Genomic DNA, 19,327 nt, shown 5'->3' with positions numbered 1-19,327 from the left:
GGCTACCGGTTTCAATCAGGAGAGAACAGTTAGACTTGCAGCCTGGAGTACCGCATCAACCTCTTCGGTATTTCCCTCGACGAGTGCCTTGAAAAGTCGGTACCACCACACGGTATCACCACGAGCCGCTATCAACGGCACCTTGACCTGGGCGATTTTAGCCAGATAATCGGCAGGTGCTTGTGCCAGCAAACTTGCAAGTTCCGGTGACATTCCCAGCAGAGGAGCCGCCATTTCGGGATCCTCGCGGGCGATGTCTCGAACATGAATCAAGTACTCGACATTGACACTGGAAAAATCGATTTTCATGACTACCTCTCCCTGTTGATCTTCTTCCTTGCCCATGTTAGGGACATAGATGGAAATAAATGAGTTCGAAAGCTCATCCATATAAAGCCGTTTTTGTGCTTGTTTACTACCAACTTGTAATATATGAACGCCTATTGTGAACAACGTTCATAGTTGTTTTACGGATTTATCTTATCCCCTTCGCGATGGCTTACATTGCTAACGGACGTCACCCTATTCTGTGGATCGAACAATGGCCCGGTGGAGCGACCATAGCCATGATGTGATCTGTGTTATGGCCCTGGAGGTTGCCGAATAGATCATTCTGGAACAGGGCCATGCCGGGCCGACGGCGCGTAAGGTCGTGAGCGAAACCGGTTACACCGCGAGTACGATATATCGGTTTTTTAGAACCTCGGTGATCTGACCCTGCATATCAGTGCACGTACATTGGGTCAGCTTTTACAGGCTATGACCGATGTTCAATTGCGGAATTTGATAGACAAAGAACTGTTTCATTTAGCTCGGTCAACTCTAGCTCCACTTTGCATACGCTAATCTCAACCGCTGGGCGCTCATATTTGAACATCGTTTTCCTGCGGACTATTCCCTAACGGAGTGACACTTAAAAAATCGTTCGGGTATTTGCAATCGTTGAAGCTACACTTAAACCACTTGCACCCCACCGAAGCGAAATTGAGATTGTGCTTGCGGCCTACGCCCTGTAGGCCGGTGTGCAGGGAATCGGTATACTGGGTACCACAGATAAACTCCACACTGTAGCTGAGCAGTCCGATCTGGATTTGGCGACATCGCTGATGAAGAACCACTTCAGCGGATTTACGAACACAGGGAGAACATGAGGACCTGATTACATCGCGACCGTACAAGCCTGCGCTTAACCGATTGGTAAACGCTAAATCAAGCTCGAAACATCGACCCTCGGTACAGGCTTTCAAGCCTGATTAAGTGCAGAGCCTGCTCCAAGATAGCTGGGACCATACAGGCGAATGCCGGACGATATGAGACCATCCAAGCATGAGCTATCGAAACAATGAAATGGGTTAAATTATTGAAGTATTGCGACCTTTCTGGAGATACCGCCAATGCGGTGCATGCTAGGCGCAAAAAAGGGATTTGGTTGGACGGCATCCACTGCCAGGTCCGAAACAATAATCTTTGGATCAACACGGAGGCTGTTGAAAAATGGGTAGAGAAAGGTCTGTTAAGCTCGCGAGAGGCGTAAGAATCAGGGACTACGAAAGCGGCGTAAGCTCTATCGAAATCCAGTTCCAGTATCGTGGCGTGCAATGCAAAGAGACGCTTACTGGCCTTGACCCTGACAAGAAAGCTGACCAGCGCTACGCCATCAATCTAAAGGCGGAAGTAGAAAACGCCATTGAGCGCCGGACATTCCGCTACAATGAATATTTCCCCAATTCGAAGCGAGCCCGTTTATTTGGCCACGCAGTTTCGAATATCACGATTAAAGAGTTGCTTGAAAACTGGTTGAAAGATATCGAGCGAACTCACCCACATAGCACCTATCGTTGTTACAAAAAGAGTTGCCAGGCACATCTAATTCCAGAATTTGGGGATTATCGTGCCCGCGATCTAACTCCTCAGGCGATTCGCGAGTGGATTCGAAACCGCACAGGTAGCCTAAAGAGTATTCGGAATGACCTCACACCTCTTCGCGCCATTCTCGACCAGGCCCTGAATGACGACATTATCGATAAGAACCCACTCGACAAGATCAAAGTCAGCAAATTAGTCAGTCGAACGCAGGCAAAAACTGGCTACGTGGTCGATCCGTTCACCGAGGATGAGATAAAGACCATACTGACCGTTGCCAAAGAATACGATCCACGGATTAGGAACATTCTCCAATTCGCATTTTATACTGGATTACGTACATCGGAACTCTTTGGGCTCAAATGGGGTGATATTGATTGGTATAATGGGACAGTTCGTATTCAGCGCGCCATTGTCGAACGAAAGCTCAAAGAAACAAAAACCAAGGCAGGAACTCGAGATATCATTCTGATCCCGGCTGCACTTGAAGCCTTACATGATCAAAAACAATACAGCTGTGTGGGTGTCGAGTTCGTCTTCGTTCGCATGAAGCAACGTGGACCACTCATCGACTATGAACACCTAGAACGACCGTGGAGGTACATCATCTCACGCGCCAAGATACGTTACCGTAACCCCTATCAGACGCGTCACACCTACGCCAGTCAACTCCTTTCTGGGGGAGAAAATCCTTTATTTGTCGCACAGCAGATGGGCCATAAAACTACCGAGATGATCATGCGCCATTATGGACGCTGGGTGGAACAAGCGGAAGAAAAACACCAACATGTTTTTATCTCGAATTTCGGCCAGTTTGCCCAAACTTGACCGCGAGATTCTAAGACCTAGATTTACTTGTTAATACATGACATTACCCCTAAAGCACTGGGATATGGCAAGGGTGCTTTCTCAACCGTCAAGGTCGAGGGTGTAGAACTGGCCGTCGCAACCCTCGAATTGACAGCGTTCGAGATAATGTACCTCATCCCGAAGCGGCAATTCTTCGACGAAGCCATGCAGATCATCGAGTCCTTGACGGCCCTCCGACCACATGTCGTGTAGTAGTTACTTGAAACCTGCCGCTCTTTAGAGGCCAAGCGTCTGTTCATGGTCGTGGCCGAACGACTGAAACATCCATAGCTCCGCAATCTAGACTTATCCCGCGTAGATTTCGGGTTAGGTAAACGGACGATACATCTGGGCGATCACCTCGATAAAAAATCCAACCTTGTCTTGGCAGACACGACACTATACAAGCACTCTCGACATACGAAAAAAAATAATGCTACGCAAGTAACACTAAGAGATACTCATTAATTAATTAATTAATTAATAAACCAATGTTATTATCGGAACAAAGAGATGGACGACTTCTTAATTTGCCCACACCGTTGCTCAAGTTAATTGAGTTTAATGCTGTAGCGGGTTCTTACTCCGCACATGCACTCATTGCTGGTATGTTACGCCCACACCGAATATGGTTTAGCACTGAAGGGTTGTTCTTGTAGCCCGTGTGAGCCGTGTAGGGATTTTCGATTAAGCCGAACCAAGTCCTGTCATTACTGATTAGTCCATTAACTACCGAACGGTTACCGTAATCGCTCGGATCGATTTCATAGCTTAGGAGATCATTCGGATCGGTAAATGCGACGACACCGGTTAAATTCGGTACGCCCGATTTCCCGGACTTCTGGGCACGCATCGCGTCGATAACGTTCAATAAGTCGGAGAAATCACCCTTAAGATCTACCTTTATACCAGCGAGAGACTGTAGTACTTCACGTGATGTCTCACTATTACATTCAGGGGGTTCGTGCCCGAGATTGAGAAAAGGTATCTGGTTGGCGGCGAGAAAAGCCTGAGATGTATTACTAAGCATTGAGAGCAAGCTCGCAGCCCTATCATCCGGTGCGCACAACACCGCGTCGCGCAGTACCTTGCTGCCCAGACTTTCGCTGTAGAGGAACAGCGGGGAATTCGATACTTCCCGATCGGTGGAACGGTTCTTTTGAATTTCAATCAGGGCTGAACGAACACCCTCACGCATAGTTTTTCCCGCAGGACCCTGGTACACAATGGCATCTGCGAGGCAATCATTCATCAGGCCATTTATTGCTTCTGCGTTAATACTGGCACGAGTCCGTGAATAGAGCGGTGGATCGAAAGGACATACATCAGTGGGTTTACTGACATAACGGCAGAGTGTGGTCTGCTTGATAACTAAGCTGACTGGAGCATATACAATTCCGTACAATGCAATCCGTCGGTGATCGTTGAATAGGTCCGCCCGGTAAGCGCTCACCCCTGCCAATCCACCATCCAGTACCTTCTCCAACCCACCGACCTGGTAGCCGAATGATTTGGCAAAATTTTTCTGATTGCCAACGACCCAGTTCTTGTCGTGATTGCACATTCCATGGATCATAATGAGAGTCGCAGCATTGTTCTCCTGTGTGGTCATGGAAGTTTCCAAACCTTTAAACCGCGCATCATTCGGCTCGAAAATTGGGTTCTTGAACGGCATTGAGCAACCGGTGGCCAGTAGTGTAATAAGCAAGATGGGTATGATATTTTTCACTATTTGTATCCTTATTGATTGGCAACAGGTTCTTGTGGCTCAGAACACAGGGTAAAATCCTGTCCTACTATCCGATAATCGACACATATTCATCCTTCAATCCTCGACACCAGATAGCGACATATAATGACAAACACACTCTGTGCCGTCAGAGTCTGCCTCTTAGTCGGGCATAAGATAATATGCCCAGCTCGTCATACCCCTGGTTAAAGCCGGTTACTGTCCCAACGTCGTGCCATAAGCTGTACATCTTGGCTACGCTGATGACCTGACCCTGATACCCAAGAGCGTATCCTGTTGGGCGGCCTTTAGCGACTGCGCCAGGTGCCCCATCTGACCGATGACAGGCCACCTCCGGCGATAATACATCGGTCGCGTCAACATTGCCCGGGGGAGATGGGATCCCCGCCGCCGACATGGTGCCAACCACCGAGGAGTGCCACATCAGGTGCCAGTGGGGCAGCGGGTAATTAAGTACCAGAAACTAACCGTGATCGTTTTCCGGCATCCGTAACGACAGGGGGCCCAGCGACTCAGGCAATGGTCGAACCAAGCTCTCGACGTGTCCCACGCTCCCTGGTTCGCCCGGTTGCTTTGGAAAAATCAATTTCAGCAGGTCATCCCATTTATCTTCTATGTCTTCCGAGAACAGCGCAGTCAGTCGATTCAATTCGCTATTGTCGTCTGTGTTTTCTAGTGCCGATGCCACCTGAAAAGACACCAGGTAACCGAAACAACCGACCAAGTCATCGCCATTGTAATCAAAGACTTCAAATTTCGTTTCACCGGGGGATCCTTCTGCATCACTGGGTTGAAACACCGCAACGAGTTCGCCAGCGGAGTATTCCGGTGCCCCCTGCGTAATCGAGTTGACGGGCCGGAAAACGAGCAACAATTGAAAGCGAACATGATTATCGATATTGCTGATACAATCGGCAGGCCTGGTAACGACTGGCAACTCGGCCCCTTTCAGTACTATTTCCATATCTTGGTCATTCCAGGACATGCTGTACTGGTCTGCACGTAACAACCGGGGATTGCCGAACATACCGATAAACGATGCCCAGAAGGGCTCGGTATAATCACTCACGTGGATGAGTTTTGAAGCTGCGGGCCCCTTTTCTTTTACCTGCAGTCGCAAATGCGGCACCTCGCTGGTAAGGTGCTCGCCGTCGTCACCCCCTTCCGGGGACAGTTTCACGTCGAGGTCACCCGATTTTAAGCTCCATGGCTTCTGTTTCGCTGCTCCCATCTTATCCTCGGTGTACCATTGCAGTTTGGTCTCATCCCGCCATTGAAGAAGCACCTGAGCTCCCCAATGGACGGCTCCAGTCTCGCCCCACCGTCCTTCGTGCCAGGTAACCAGGTAACGCCACGACACCCCCTCCTCGCAAAATGGTGGCTTCGGTTCGCTTAACTCTCCGCACTCTGGCACTTCAGGTAACCGAATGACATAGCCGCCGGCGAATTGTAGTGCGACGCCTTTCGGGGCAGAGTCGAAATCCATCACGAAATCGGCCGGTACGCGTTTGTCGCCTGCAATTCGGAGCGGTAAGCGGTAGTTCCAGATACCCCCATCTTCGCCAAGTGATTCCAGGTCGTTGTACAACCGCGTTTCCGGTATAATAACGCGCCGCACACGTATCTTAGCCATGATCCATTCCCCACCAAGATCGCGCCGTCCTTCATAGACGGGATGAATGAAGAGAGCGATTTGTGTCGGCTTGGCATTACGCACAATGTCCTCCGTTAGGCCGGATGGATCTGATACCAACAGACGTAGCGCCATTTGATCATTCAATTCCTGCTCTTTATGGTGAATAGGGTTCAGACCCACCTCGTTCAGCGACTGTTCTTCAGCTCCAACACAGACGGCCCTGGTCTGCAACAGGTCAACCTCGAGGTAACTACCGACACCTCCATACCGTTGCTGCGTACTCGGATCAATTCCGCGTTCGTCGAAGATAAGCATATGGCTATTCTGGGTTCTATCCGGCAACACCTGTTCGCCATCCGGACAGGATTCCGCGGGTTTGTAACTTGCGCATAGCGGTACCGAATGTAACAACCGTGGAGCTGGCATACGGCGCTCCGGTGAATAATCAAGCCGACCCTTCTGCGTGGCCCCGGCTGAAATAACTTGCCTTTCCAATTTTGTGAGCGGCGCCGCACCAAGTTTAAGCCAGTCACGGAATCGTACGATTGGGCGCGCCGTGAACATGCACGGCTCGGCAGGGCGATCGGCGTCCGTCAGTGCGCGCGACCTGCCCATGGCCTGTTTGGGAAGAACCGACCAAAGGCCTTTGTTCAACACGGTTTCGAGCACCACCGTTTTCACGTTCTGCCCGGATTCGATGCCTGCGTAGTTGGCGATCAATTCACTGGGTTCTTTACAGTCTATTGCAGGAAAACTCGCAGGTATACCGTTCCAATGCCACGGGTGGGTCTCAATCCGAAATCCGTATAGCCACGTCGCGTCGATATCTTCTTGTTCGAATAGCAATGGGGTTACATTTGGGTTCGCTTCCGATGGAGCCTGAACGTCGAGCATGCCATCATTGACCTGTACGTCGCCAAACTGGTCCGGCACGACCTCGAACCAATACTCCAGAGGCCCAAACGGACGGTACCCCCATCTCCTTAAATGCCGTGATTACGCTCTGTCCGGCCGCTTCCTGTTTGACACGGGATTCGAAGCGGGCTTTGGACGTATTGCCGTAATAAAACGCCTCTTGGACAAGCGAATAGAATCGAACCTGGACAAAGCTGTTGGGCCGTACAGTTATTCTGGTCCCGCCATCGGAAATACTATTAGCATCACCGCTGGAGACCTCGATCTTTATCGGGCTATTATGACAGCTTGAAAGTTTACCGCCCTCGTCCTTGAACGGCTTGTGGTCGATTACCTTCGGTGGCGCCTTGTCATTACCGTCGAAAATCACTACAACGCCGATAGCAGATACGGCTGGTTGCACCACGAAACCGATGTCTTTTACACTCTCGTCGTCTTTCTTCTGCCGCAACGGCGTCACTACGTCACGTTTGAATTCTTCGATTCTCTCATGGCCCAGATCGAACAATACAGGATGACTCACGAGTTCCTTTTTTGCCTCATCGCCCAGTTTGCTCGCGGTTATCAGTATGTCCGTATTTAGCCACCGCTCGATGAAATCCGCATCACAGTGTGGTGCCGTGAGGTTCAACGTACAGGACGGACGGAGTGAACTTTCCCATAGGTCACTACCTAGCGGTGCAAGCAGTGCAATTGGCGATTTCTCAGCAGTCGGAACCTCCTTCTTCTCCTGTTCCTGTCGGATACGGTGCAGTTCCTCTGTGGCCTGGTTTTCCATCCACCTGGCCGCACGAGTCTGGTCCCGGTGGTCAAAAACCAAAGCTTCATGATCATGCCAGGGTTCAGGTGCTCCCGGCGCCTGCCAGGAGCGGTACTCCTGTACCGTCTCTTCTTGTGGTTCCATATCTGCCGGAGTCTTGAGCAATGTGGCCTTTTCGATGGCATCTGCCGGCTGGCGGAAATCAGCATCTATTATTCCCCCGGCGTTATCGATTTGTGTCGCCTCAGTCGTATAAGCCAGTCCGAAACCCAGCAGCGGTAACTGCCATTCGCGCGGGTGTTCGTGGCCCGGTTTCGGCATCAGCCACCGGTAGTCATAGGCAGTGGTCCCGTCAAAGTCCCTTTCCTGCGTACTCGGGTGGCGATTCGTCACAAGGCCATCCTGTTCAGGCGCGGATGAGAGCGGGAAACCGTCGTACGGTAACTCAATCAACCGCCTGCCCTGTGACTGCGACGACCCAACCGCAGACACTGATTGCACGATTTCACCGCCGTCATGCTTCAAGTGTCCAGCGCTGCCTGGGATACGCAAAGCGGTGCTCGTCAACCAGTTGGAACGCTCCGTATCCCAGGTAATTTTTTGGGCGCCATCCTGTTGATAGATCACCCCGGCAGCAAGGAACAATGCGTAGCCACGGAGGTAGCGATCTTTCACGCTCGAGCCTTCCTCATGGTTCTCGGGGAATTCAAGTTTTATCGGCAGGCCACTATCCTTGGGCCGAACCTTTTCCGGTCGGGCTTCATCAATGGCACTTTTGAACGCCTTAAAAAGGTATTTTGACTTTTCCTCTACCGGCGCCCTGTTGCTGATAACTGTTCCCGCCATGGCGGCCTCTGTTAACCAATCGCCCAGCCCGGTGACAGCCCCCCCCCGGGCGAACGTAGTTATCATCTTCATGAGATTTTTGCCAGGGGTCGATGAGTGGTAGCTACTTCGCTGTAACGCGCCCAGCGCGCTGCTCCAAGACAAGCAACGGTTACTCTTAGCTACCAGTGCGGCGAGGAAACTTGGAATCAACTCGTCCTTCACATCCTCCGTGAGATGCGCTGTAAATCGCGACACGAGAAACGCCCACCAGCATATGTGTATATCCAAGCGCAATTCCTCATCCGTGAACGCTACGACGAAATGTGCCCAACTCCGTCGTTCACCGGCACAGAAAACGTCCTCGCTGTCACGCTTCAAAAGCTCTTCCAGCCAACGCACAACTGGGTGGTCAATGGTAATCTGCCGCTGTAGCCGCCATTTACGGAATGGATCAAAATACTCCCCGGCGACTTCGGTTTTGTGTCGATCATCAATTTTGATGACTTTGTCCGTAAGGAACGTGAACAATGACTGAAAAAGAGCCCTGCCACCCCACTCAGCGCGATAGGTGTCACCGAACGGATCTACTTGAAACTGATCATGCCAGCGCATGTCTGTCGGTCGTTTGAAGAGCTCTATCAACATCGACTCCACAATCAGGGCCTCAAACACATGCTGATCAACCTCAGGGGCCACATCGGCAGCATCATCTCCACTGTCAACGTTGAGTCTCTTCCGCTTTCTTTCCCACCCAAGGCCCAGTAGTGCCACCAGTCGTGCCCGCCACACCAAGCCTTTGCCGGCCACCCATTCTTCGGTTTTGGCACGCTTATCCGACGACGTGTCCAGCACGACGTTCGCCAGGACCCGATCCGGTGTGTACACCCTCGACGCCGCACCATAGGTAGCGCCCAGCCGCCAGGACTTCAGCTGTTTGAACTTCGCGGCCGGTTGTTTACCGAACTGTAGGACTTCAGTCGGTTGTCTCTTTGCAGATCGGGTGATGAACCGCACCTTCTTACCGGGTAGCTTGACACTTTCTGAGTTGTAATCAATATACACACCCCCCCAGTTTTCCTGGGGCACGGTGTGTTCCGTTAAGAAACTAACGACTCGTCTGTTTCCGTCTGGGTCTTTATAACCGAATGTCGGGAATACGACATACTCCTGGTACTCATCCAACTCATGCTTTTGTATGCTGAAAAATCCCGCTAGATTCAGTATCGCGTTACTGACGGGCGCAGTCTGGTGAGTATACGGGGCAAGCGCGTGTACCCAGCTCAGCGAACGCGCCACCCCATCGTTACCCGGCCTTTCCCTGGCGTCGTCCGGGTGGCCCGAGAAGGCGTGAGTCGAATGATCCGTCACCTGTGCCAAGCCCGTCTCGATTTTGTCCCTGACCTCAGCCGTGTGGCCGGAATCGATATCACCACCAATCCCGGATACCAAAGCAAGTACTGCTTCAACCTTTTTCCACGGATCGCCCGATTCCTTTCGTCCGAATAGGTGCCAGTCGACATCATCCCAACGCCAGGGATGTATGAACCGGCCCATCGCTTCCCGCACCGCCTTACCTTCTATTTCCGGCCCGCGACCGCCAGCCCATTTCGCCGGTCCGGCTTCAATATTAGCAACCGGCCGGATGACATTGAATGCGTATACTTCACACGATTCACCGTCGTCGTTCGAAAAATCGAGGTACTCTGCACGTGACAGCTGCAGTGCCCAGCCTACGGATTTGAGATCATCCCATCCTGCCATTGTTCTTCCCCAGTCAAAGATCCTGCTCGACAGACTCGTTGACCCGCAACGTGAAACACCAACATATCTCCACCGACGCCTCCAATACACCTGTACCCTGGGTACCGCCGCCCGATTGATGCGTCACTTCCAGCAGCAGTGAGATATACGCGGTCGCTACTCCGAGCAACCTGGCGCTACCCATCATCGACATACCGACAGTCAGTGCACTGCCATTGACGTGGGTCATCTCTAGATAGGTATACAGCAGGATGGAGTAACTACCCTGCGCAATCCCGGCAACTGTTAGCGACTGCATCGATCCGAGCGCCATGCCAACACTCGCCGAGCAACGTACTTCAGAACCGAGAAGCCGGGTACGCCCTTCTACCCAGAGGCCTCCGCCAAGCCAGCCGATCTGTACGAAAATCGGCGCCTGCTTTCGGCCGACAAACACATGGGCTCCAAGCTCGAAGGTCTTTGCAATGGTCAGGCTGATTCCCCCCCCCATACGCAAAGGACCGATCGTAACCGGCCCGAGTGGCGGAGGCGCATCCATTACCGTCTCGAGGTTGGCGCGTGCACCGGTCGGCATTCCACTGGCATCCTTCACTATCTCGATCGCAGGCGGAACCTTTTCCCCCCACTTCTCGGCGATTTCCGAGATGAACTTCAGGGAAGGATGCAACTGGACCTTATCCGGATTCAGATCGAAGTCGAAGTCGTGACCATCGTAGCGGATAGTGACGTCGGTAAATGTGACAAGGCGCGTACCGCTGAAATCTAGGGACCAGTTACTGCGCAAGCTGCTGTCAGTCGTTGAACGTCGCGCACCGCCCAACGACGTGCTGATCTCACTGTCCGCCCGCAAAGACAGGCCGCTGACTCGCGCGGCCAGGCCAGCAAACTCGAATGCAGTTTTCTCTCCAGGGTAGTCCGCAATCACTCGGGCCTTGGCCCAAGCCGTCCGCGTAGATTTGTCGGTACCGTGAGTGATCTTGATGTTATCTGAATCCAGTTTCGGCAGTCGGAAATCCTTGAACAGGAATCCCATGTCCGCCCCGACAACGTTATTGAATATTTCGTTGAACTGGCCGCGATAATCCTCAGGCTTGATCTGATCGAAGAATTCCTGGCACGGCACAGCCAGACCAAGTTCCTTGAGACCACCATCGAGTTCTTTCAACCTGGCAACGAACGGGGATGTCTCAATTTGTTGCTTCAGGTCATCATACACGCATTCTGTGGAATCGATGTTGAAGGTGAGTTGTGGTAGCTTGGGCAACTCTCCAATCGTCTTTGCCAGTTTTATACCCGAACCGACCTTGGCCCCGACCCCCCGGAACTCGGCATCCAGCGCTTCGATCTGCTCCCGGGTGGCCTCGTCGATCGTTTCGTTTAGCACATTGGTGAAGTTCTCGCTCAAGATCTGCTCCTGAGTCTTCAGATATTCGCGCACTTCGGTTTCCACCCTATCAAGGCGGTCACAAAGCCGCTCCCCATGCTCCACAATTACATTTATCCGTTTCCCAACCTCCACCTTCATATCTTCGAGCATTTTTTTGGCGTATTTTTTTCCATCGTTCAATCTGGCCAATGCCTGACTGAACAACTTCGAGCGGATGGATTGGATCTGCCCAACGATTGCTTCGGCCGCGGTAGACACGGCTGTGTTCACCTCCTCCACACTTTGGGTATAACCTTGCTGCAGGTTAACGAGTGCCGTCTCGATCTCGGCGATTGCCCCTACGAACGCATCGCCCTCCAGCCTGCTATTAAGGTCGTTGATTTTTTCCCGCACAACGGTAAGTTCGGGCTTTGCAGCTTGCACTTTTACGATTAGATTTTTTAATCCATCTTCCGATTGGTCGGCTGCTACTTTTATCGGTGCTATCAGACTCTTGCAGGAATCGACCAGCGCTGTCTTCGTGGTGTCGGCTACGCCAATCGCCTGGTTGAGGAAGGCATTGACCTGCCTCAAACCGTCGCGCAGGGCGATGATAACTGCTCGGACCCGTGGCTCGTTAATACGCTCCAATTCGAGTATTAGTCTTTTGTTTTGACTAATCAGTTTCTTCAATGCATCATCGTCGGGGGTACCAACCATGCCATCCAACTCAACCATAATGGTCTGGATGGTATCTGCAATCTCTTTAACAGTCGTTTTCCCCGCATCGAGCGATCTGATGACCCGGCCGCGTACCTGCTCTGCATCAGCAAAGCGCGCCTCAACCATCTGCCAATGCGCGTCGATCTCCATTCGCGCCTGCTTTCGGGCTGACGCGTCCGCGGCCTTGAGTTCCTTCAGCGCCTTGTACAGTGGTTGCAGGGCTCTGGCGAGCATTTTATGGCCGGTAAGACCGAGATTTCCCAGGTCGTGTACCAGGGAGGACTGCATCACATCGGATGCCGGCACGGCTGGTAATTTGTCAGCGCTTATCGTCAGGGCTCCGATATCCGCGACGGCGGTATCGAAGAGTTCCTCCACCTGGCTTTTCACACGCTCCGTTGCGACATCACACGGATGTTTGAGGATATGTTCCGGCAGGCTTCGAATGAAGCCACGCACCCGCGCCAGCACCTGGTCAATACGGGCCGCCGTGTCCAGTTGGCCGCTATACTTATCCAGTTTGCTCTTGTAGGCGGTGTCTCTAAAAGATGACGTCTCGTCGCTACGCATGATGGAGACCAAGTCCAGTCTCGCTAGCATCTCCGTGTCACCCCGCTGTGCCTGCAGGTTGACAGCCGCTTCCGAGGTCACGCGGAGATCGAACCGCGGCCTGCGCGCGCCCCCGGCTCGCGCGGATTTCCCAGCACTTCGTCCGGTCAATTGGTCCTTCCACTCGCCCGCGCCGAGATTCCGCTTGGATAGTGCACCGACCCGATGGGGTCCCAATGGCGCATCGACGGCGGCCATCGCCAACCACTTGTCCGGGTTATTACCTGTGTTCGCTTCCATGTTGGCATAGAAGACGACTTCGTCAGGATCTCTTATCCATTGCCGACTATCCGCACCCGCAGCACCGATTGCCTTCAGAGCGATATCCGGCTTCGGGTAGAATCCGGAGGTGTCCCTGGGATTCCACAATGGAATTTCGTAGCCATGCCCTAGATCACGACCCCAAGCGCCGTCAACATAGATCCGTGGCGTCACAAATTCACAACCGGCAAGGCATCCGGTACGATTCTTGACTGCGTCATTTTCGTGGTCAAAGGCACGCTCTGGCTGAAGCGGCTCGATGTACTCGGCTGTCTTGCGTATGACTGGGCGCCCGTACATGGGCGCCTGTTGTTGTTCGAACTGTAAACTCGGGACCACAGTCCGTTCATAAACGATGGTGTGTTTACAGCGGTTCCAGACGATGCCGGCGCGTCCAATCGTGGTCTTTACCAAGCGTTCGATCTGGCCGTCGCGAACATCGGCGACAAAAGTAGTCCTTCCTTCGTTGAACTCCACACTCATGGACCCTGTCGCCCCCAGGGCAGAGAAACTGAGCGCGTCGATCGTTCCCACCTTACTTGTTGGGTTACGGAGAACGGCAAGGACTTCCGACTTGAATTCCAGCGTATGCACGATACCGGCGCGAATTGCCCCTTTGTTCTCATCTCCCCAATCGCCGTCTTGTAAAAAGGCGGCGATCAGGTACTGCTCCTTATCAGACAGGTCACCGTCAGGTTTCGTATACTCCCATGCCTCTTTACCATCTTCGCGGAATGCCTGTACAAAGGTTGGCAGCGGATTGAATACCGGCGGCGTAACTCCGAGAAGAGTCTGGCGTTCCTCTCTGTCAACACTGGTGTGTGCGCGGATATTGAATGTCAACTGCTTGGTCAGATTGAGTTCCGTTCCCCTCGCACGCGAATCAAATAGGTGATACTTGGCAACGCGCGCAACGAAGTTTGCCCGCGACGCGCTGTGGAGTGCCCGTTTCTCGACATAATGCGCTCTAACTAAGTCTTTGTTGGCCTCTACCCATGCACCGAGATCACCTGGAAACACGTCTGGAAAAAAAGTCCTACTGGCCCCGGTACTGGCCTTGCCCGGGTACACGGGCAGGTTCTCGGTCGGATGGCCGGTAAAGGAACGCGTTTCGGCTATACGGATATCAGGTTTCTCCTTGATATCACGCTTAAAATGTGTGGCTAGCGGGTAAACCATCTCAGTCGCAAACTCGATTACGTTCGCCTGCCTGAGAATGTTACCGAGGTTGTTGGGTACCGGGTGATACCGCCGGTCGCGAAGTGACGGTTTGATCGTGAGCGTTGTCGGTGGTGAAAATCGGTATTTTAGTACAGCGTCCTTGTCTATGTACTGAGACGGGGTAAGAGCACCGTCTTCACCTGCCTCCGCGTTCCAAAAACGCTTGCCTCGCTCCATTTCCTCACCCACTGCCTGTGGTGGAAACATGAACCGCATCGTCGCATCCGGCACCCTCCACTGTGCGCCTTCAGGGTCGTCGCTGCGCCAGTAGGCAAAATCCGAACCTGCACGCACCGCGTCGAATGTTGGCGGGTCCACGTATGCAATGGTGAATGGTCTTGCTTGAAAATAGAATGACGACCTGTCGTTCGCTTCGCCTTCATCGCGTTCCAGGTTGCACTGCACCACCGCGTTGCGACCGCGCTCCGTTCGTACACGCAGGCCGAAGCGGCCACCGAACACATTGCCACCTGGATCAATAACTGGACCAGACTCTCGGTGCAGAGCACTTTCTGTCGGGTTTGCTTCGTCAAACCTCGCCGCCAGCTGGGCGTTATCGAGATCGGCCCCCGCTCCCAGTCGAAACTCGCATCTCAGGTTGAGAAGTTGAAACTCCAGGAACAGGTCGCATTCGCTTTCATTCCAAACCCCGTGCAACACGCATTTGACTATCGAAGGATTTACATTCCCTCCAGGTTCATCATCATCTCTATGCACATATCCTGTCTTGGTATTTTCTCCTTTGCTGGATCCGGGCGCCTCACCAATATCACCTCCCTTACCTTCCTGTTTGAACCTGATATCGAACGAACCGATGCTCACCCAACTTCCGCTATCGCGCTCGGGCTCGCAGTTACCGTAGTGCCATTCAGCATGGAAGCCATCGCCACTACCACGCGGGCTAGACGACAAAGCCGCTTCGACTTGCCTCAGGATTTCGACTGCCGTGAACGCAGGCTTCTTTTTATCCCACTCGTTCTCCGACCACTCACCGGTCACTTGCCCCTTCAGCGTCGCCTCGAGATTGACCTGTTGGGATTCGTGCAATGCGGACGGTTTTTCCGGCACTCGGGCTCCAGCGTGGGCTTTCTTATCTTTGCACTGCGCTGGTACCGTCGGTTCCGACTGCCACAGGATGGACAGTTGCGCCCGGCTATAGGCAGGCTGATCGACCTCGGAATTCCGTTGGTAGGGATAAAAACTCCTGAGCCTCGCTTGTCCCTCTTTCGGGCGCTGATACACCAACACCGGGCTAACGCCCTGCTTGTTGTTCTCGTCGCCAGAAAATTTGATCTCCGCAATTGGGAACCAAGGCCGACCATGTCTGGTCAGACGAAGGCCTGCGCGCCCGAGTGCTACCGTCGGGTTCCAGATCAAGCTACATAGGTCATCGAAACTGATGTCGTGACTCTGTATAACCTCTCTTCCATACCAGCGCCACAGCAACAACGTGAACCAATCTTTGTAGGTTTGATCATCCGATGACACCTGAATGAAATTGATGACTGGCACCACATTCACTGATGAGACGTTCGATATGCCCATGAGCTTGAAATTTCTTAACCGCTTAAGGTTTACATCGCTCAGTAGCGTCTTTGGACCTGGAAATCCGGAACCATTAGGATCGCTCGTTTTTTGTTCATTACCGACGGGCACCACAATGAAAACCAGCTGTGGCGAAGCTTCCGCTTTGTCCCCTGTTTGCACGAACAGACCGATGTTGGCAAAGTTAAGGTATTCATCGTCATCTGGCTCCCCGATACCCAGCCGCTTCCACGGCAGGTACTTAATTGTCTTATGTGTGAGGGTGCCGTCATCGGCGGCTATCCAGTCGCCCAAATCACCCGATAAGGGATCCTTGTCTTTTAACCATGGGATGTCACCACGTTCGGCAATGACCGTATACCCATTGGCGGCGCTACCGCGGATCATGAGCGAAATTTCCTTGCTCCAATTATCCTCTGAGCGCCCATTTCCATCGGTGTCCGGCAAAGTGATCAGTGCTGGGATGTTCACAATTGTACAGTGGATTTCGTCTCCCTCGATCTTCAAATCACCCAGTCGTTCACCACTAATGGTGACCCCCTGTAATTCGCCAGTGCCGTCTCCAAAAGACACCGACACGACATGTACGCCATCGCCCTGAGGTTCGATACCATCTTCCGCAAACTTCGTCTGTGTACCGTCATTCCAAAAAACATCAATTCTAGGAGACATCGCGGTTTCCTCTGGCGAGTACGATCGGGATAGCATAAAACAGCATTACGGTGATTTGAGTGGCACGCTTGCGGGTTGCCATGAGGGTCTGTATCACGAGAGCTTCACGCTCGGACGAAAACAGTCAGGTCAGAGGGCAGCCAACTGTTCTTTGCTCGCTTCCAGCCCTATGTAATGCGACTAGATTCGAATCGGATACGGCAACGTATGCAGAGCCCGAATCACCCGACTGTGTAAGATTGCCTTGTTCAAGCCGAATACCATTCTCCCAGAACGAGTATCCGAGAGAGCCCTTGGAACGGTAACGATACGTGACGCTCGCGATATTCGCTTCGATCTTGCTGCCAGTTCTTGCGCCAAACATCCTAATTCTCTCGCCTACCACCGGGTCGCGCATACCTGCTACGCCCCCGATCTCTCGGACTTCCTGAGATGTGATAGTGGGGTCGGAGTCACACCACGCAATATCTAGTCGGTTTCGATTTGGGTTCGATGGGTTCTTAGTAGCGTAATAGGTTATCTGTTCGAATCCCGTGACTTTTGCGAGGCGATTTGTCCCGTTTACCACTGCTGGTTGATGCGCCCATTTACCAACGCTACCGTTCTTGGAAATGACGTGGTTGTTTGAAAGCATTCGGAACTTGCCGCGGAATTCGATACTGGTTCCGAGCGAACCACGGCCTGACAGGCCTTCTGTCCGAATGAAGTAACCGCCTGGACAGGGACGTACCATAGCTACAGCAGGAGCGACTCGTTCGTCCTCGGCGTCGAGCAGTTCATCTTCGATGATTTCCTCAACAAAATACACTTTAACCGGTATCTCACCCGCCCTCAGAGCAGGCACCCTATCGACCAATGCCGCAGAGACACTTACCGTCGCCGGTATCTCGAAATAGCCCTGATCGGTCTTATTACTGTTCGCGTTAGCCAGTGAACTCGGTTTAAGTGCATCGACGAGGAGGTATACGGTCGGCCCATCAATTTTATCGCCATGTACCTGTCCTACGTCGATCCCCACAATATTGACGTAACTGAGCCAGTTCGTATATTCGTCGAGAATTTCGTTGATCACCTCTCGAGACAGCTGGTTCGTCTCAGGCATTTGTCCCCTCCTTGCCCCGCATGGACTGCGCGAGTTCGTTTTCTTGTTTCTATCCAGAACGTCCGCTTGTAACGGATTCCATCGTTGACCGGGCGTAGGCAGAGATGGGACCACCCAGTCAATGTAAGAATCAGTCTAGTCTAAAATCTGTCGACGTCAATGAATGAATCGCCCCTTAACTTCATCGCTCGGCTGGCGACTTTGTGCTCAAACAACGGGTCAACCTCACCTGTTTTCATAGTAAAGGAATAGGGATAACGAGTAGGAATTTACTTTCAGCGTGCGCTACCGAAGGCGCCATAAACTCCTCTCGCTCGTTTTTCCTGGCACGTGTTTTAATGCAGCTGAAAGCAACATAGCAAGATCCTACCTTGATCTTTAAATCAATCGAATGATTCTTCCTCATTTGACACCTCTCCATGAGAGACTGGTGTCAACTTTTCTTGGGGGGGCTCACCTTGTTCGACGATGATGTCGTGCCGAACTGATAGATACACTTTTTAACCAGGCATCTGGATTTAATCCGATTCTCTCTAGAATTGGCGCCAGATCACTCGATATCGCTCCCTGTTTATCATCGCGGATGGCTCGTCCTGTCCAGTCCACCAAGCGCAAGTAATCATTCAGATCGAAGTCTATTAACTTCTCTGAATTCACCTCTCCCCCTTGCTTAAGAGGGAGAAGATTTGTCGTCTGTAGATTGATTCTTTGTTCGTCTCTCTCTGAGATCTGCTGCTTGGCATAGGCAAGGATACGTTCTTGGGTCGATGTAAAATCCGATTACTCTAGCGTCTTTGCCATTCCGGCACGGATGGGATTGAGATCAACATAACTCATGCAGGTCAGTAGCGCTCCTTCGTCAAGCAGAGCCTGACTCTTGAAGCGCCCCTCCCAAAACCTACCTTTACACTGGTTTTCAGCATTGGCTCTATGTGCCAGATATTCGTTCATACAACGCATGAACCAACTGATATCATAAAGACGTGATCGCCACGCTTCGATCAGCTCTGAGAGTGCAGTCCATTCCGCCTTACTCATCACTTCACCGGCCAAATACCGGTCTGCCAGCATATGGCCGTTATATAAACGGGTCCACTGCTCGATAACCTGTTGGTCTGACCACTCTTTTGCTTTCTCTACATTGACATGTAAAACAACGTGATAATGATTTGAGAGAATAGCGTAGGCACAGACATCAATTGCGAATATATCCACTAACTCCCGTAGGCGATCCAATACCCATTGTCGTCGATGCTCGAAGCTTTGCCCTGTATAGGGATCTTCACCGCACAGCCAAGCACGGCGTACACAGCGGGAGATACAGTGATAGTAGAGAGTTGGATTCCAGGCAAACCAGCGTTTCGCGTGCACGTGTCATAACAACCTCCTTGTTGTTTTTGATGGCTAACTAAAACCCTATCTCAAGAGCTAGTTGATCGCAAGATTTTTACGGGTGTCCTTGCTCT

At 52.2% G+C, this 19,327-nt stretch carries 9 protein-coding genes; 2 read left to right on the top strand and 7 right to left on the bottom strand.

The window, feature by feature from the left end; genetic code table 11:
* Positions 1-15: 15 nt before the first annotated feature.
* Positions 16-309, bottom strand: coding sequence for a hypothetical protein (locus AB8516_RS00695; RefSeq protein WP_369157084.1), 294 nt, complete (start codon positions 307-309; stop codon positions 16-18).
* Between the two features lie 1,185 nt (positions 310-1,494).
* On the opposite strand from AB8516_RS00695, the gene AB8516_RS00690 reads away from it, so the two are divergent.
* Both AB8516_RS00690 and AB8516_RS00685 read left to right on the top strand, forming a co-directional pair.
* The gene (locus AB8516_RS00690; RefSeq protein ID WP_369157082.1) at positions 1,495-2,691 is read left to right on the top strand and encodes a tyrosine-type recombinase/integrase; all 1,197 of its coding nucleotides are present in this window, start codon (positions 1,495-1,497) and stop codon (positions 2,689-2,691) included.
* Between the two features lie 27 nt (positions 2,692-2,718).
* Positions 2,719-2,925 carry a type IV toxin-antitoxin system AbiEi family antitoxin domain-containing protein gene (locus AB8516_RS00685; protein ID WP_369157080.1) on the top strand — a complete coding sequence of 69 codons (207 nt, stop codon included), beginning with the start codon at positions 2,719-2,721 and terminating at the stop codon, positions 2,923-2,925.
* Between the two features lie 367 nt (positions 2,926-3,292).
* Here the strand turns inward: AB8516_RS00685 and AB8516_RS00680 are convergent, their stop codons facing one another.
* The 6 genes from AB8516_RS00680 to AB8516_RS00655 all read right to left on the bottom strand — a co-directional run bounded on the left by AB8516_RS00680 (position 3,293) and on the right by AB8516_RS00655 (position 19,232).
* Positions 3,293-4,441, bottom strand: coding sequence for a hypothetical protein (locus AB8516_RS00680; RefSeq protein WP_369157078.1), 1,149 nt, complete (start codon positions 4,439-4,441; stop codon positions 3,293-3,295).
* Between the two features lie 484 nt (positions 4,442-4,925).
* A complete protein-coding gene (locus tag AB8516_RS00675; RefSeq protein ID WP_369157076.1) occupies positions 4,926-7,031 on the bottom strand; it encodes a hypothetical protein in 2,106 nt (701 codons plus the stop codon).
* Complete coding sequence (locus AB8516_RS00670; RefSeq protein WP_369157073.1) at positions 6,997-10,362, bottom strand: hypothetical protein; 3,366 nt, start codon at positions 10,360-10,362, stop codon at positions 6,997-6,999. The genes AB8516_RS00675 and AB8516_RS00670 overlap by 35 nt, the downstream gene beginning before the upstream one ends.
* 13 nt (positions 10,363-10,375) lie before the next feature.
* Positions 10,376-16,759, bottom strand: a complete 6,384-nt coding sequence (locus tag AB8516_RS00665; protein WP_369157070.1) for a hypothetical protein — start codon at positions 16,757-16,759, stop codon at positions 10,376-10,378.
* A gap of 124 nt (positions 16,760-16,883) precedes the next feature.
* Positions 16,884-17,861, bottom strand: coding sequence for a hypothetical protein (locus tag AB8516_RS00660; RefSeq protein ID WP_369157068.1), 978 nt, complete (start codon positions 17,859-17,861; stop codon positions 16,884-16,886).
* Positions 17,862-18,641: 780 nt separating this feature from the next.
* A complete protein-coding gene (locus AB8516_RS00655) occupies positions 18,642-19,232 on the bottom strand; it encodes a transposase (protein ID WP_369157066.1) in 591 nt (196 codons plus the stop codon).
* Between the last annotated feature and the right edge of the window lie 95 nt (positions 19,233-19,327).

Origin of the sequence: Candidatus Thiodiazotropha sp. LNASS1 (assembly GCF_964212655.1) — a bacterium.
GTDB lineage: Bacteria > Pseudomonadota > Gammaproteobacteria > Chromatiales > Chromatiaceae > Thiodiazotropha.
The sequence above is the reverse complement of the archived record's forward strand: the minus strand, read 5'-3'. Positions and strand labels throughout refer to the sequence as shown.